A 1,644-nucleotide genomic window follows, 5' to 3' on the forward strand; every position below is an offset into this window, starting at 1 on the left:
TTACAAGAGTTAATGTTGCTTCAAATAATAAGTTACCTAACATATCTTTTCGATATAAAGGCAAAATATGTTTTTGAAAATAAAATCTTAACTTTTCTCCACAATCTTCTCTTTTTAAATCAATATTCATGATAATTTCCTATAACTTAATAATGATATAACTTATTCACTACCAAACAACAATTCTTCCTTAATTACCCGAATTCTATCCCGTAACACAGCCGCTTCTTCAAACTGCAAATCCTTGGCCACCTGCTGCATAGCTTTTTTCCAATTTCGCAATTTATTCCAAGGCATCTTCTTCATTGTGAATTTCGCCGACTTTAACCTTGTTTTTACCTTTCAGACGGCCTTTAATATTTCCAATCAACCCAACGTTACCATCTCAATCTGCTCCATACTTCTACCCAAGAAGCGTTCGCCGATGGTGCGGAAACGCAGGGGGATGTCGCTGACGTAGAAGCGGTAATCCGGATTGTCGTTTTCTGTATTCAGCAAACCTGCTTGTGCCAAGGCTTTGGCGGTGGCTTCGGCGGTAGTGATGGCGGAATCGACCAAGGTAACGTTTTGTGCTTCGTGGCCGATAAGCGGTTTGAGCAGTGGGAAGTGGGTACAACCCAACACCAGCGTGTCGATGTCGTCGGCCAAAAGCGGCTTCAGGTATTCGCGCACGGTCAGACGGGTGACTTCGTGATCGAGCCAGCCTTCTTCCACCAATGGCACAAGCAGGGGTGCGGCTTGCGTGCGCACCAGCGTGTCGTTGTTTTTTGAATGGATAGCTCGCGCGTAGGCATTGCTGTTGACGGTGGTGTTGGTCGCGATAATGCCGATTCGGTTGTTTTTGGTGGTTTGCAAAGCGGCTTCTGCACCTGCGGAGATGACGTCCAATACGGGCATATTGCCTGCTTTTTGACGGATTTTCTGTCCGGCAACCGCGGCAATGGTGTTACACGCAATGACGAGTGCTTTGACATCGTTTTCCAGCAGGAAATCGACAATCTGCATGGCGAAGGTTTCGATGGTAGCGCGGGATTTGGTGCCGTAGGGAACGCGTGCGGTATCGCCGAAATAGATGATGTTTTCCATCGGCAGGCGTTCCATCAGGGCGCGGACGTTGGTCAAGCCGCCGACGCCGGAATCGAATACGCCGATGGGGCGTTGTTTGCTGGTACTCATGGTTAATTTCTTCAATATAGTGTTGAGGCCGTCTGAAACCGTTTTTCAGACGGCCCGAAGGTTAAACATATTCTTTTTTATCGTTTTCCATCCAAGCCTGATGCGAGCAAACCCACAACAGCACGATACCGCATACGGTCGAACTCAACATCATACCGGCCATCACCAAGGCGGAACCATTATGTAGCCAAGTCGTTGCCATGCCGACCGATGCGCCGATAAGGGATTGGAACACGCCTAAAACGGCATTTGCGCTGCCGCCCTCTGCGCTGAAATAGCTCATAAAGCAGGCTTGAGTGTTCGCTCCGACCAAGCCTTGCGTACCAACTGAAAACATCACGCATGGCACTAAAGCCCACAAAGGCGGCAAAGACAGCGACAACACCAAAACCGTCATCAGCAGATTGGCGGAAAATTGGACGATAATGCCCCATTTGAGGATGTTTTGCGGATGCGTACCGGTTTTCA

The 1,644-nt window shown here is 48.3% G+C and carries 1 protein-coding gene and 2 pseudogenes; all 3 read right to left on the minus strand.

Annotation, left to right across the window (positions count from 1 at the left end):
* Positions 1 to 162 precede the first annotated feature (162 nt).
* Positions 163 to 355: pseudogene (locus ACTHUE_RS18225) on the minus strand (UvrB/UvrC motif-containing protein); the annotation flags it as partial.
* A gap of 11 nt (positions 356 to 366) precedes the next feature.
* Positions 367 to 1,176 carry a glutamate racemase gene (gene murI, locus ACTHUE_RS18230; RefSeq protein WP_440403132.1) on the minus strand — a complete coding sequence of 270 codons (810 nt, stop codon included), beginning with the start codon at positions 1,174 to 1,176 and terminating at the stop codon, positions 367 to 369.
* A gap of 61 nt (positions 1,177 to 1,237) precedes the next feature.
* A pseudogene (locus tag ACTHUE_RS18235) lies at positions 1,238 to 1,644 on the minus strand (Bcr/CflA family drug resistance efflux transporter); the annotation flags it as partial.

Source organism: Neisseria sp. P0021.S005 (genome assembly GCF_051956955.1).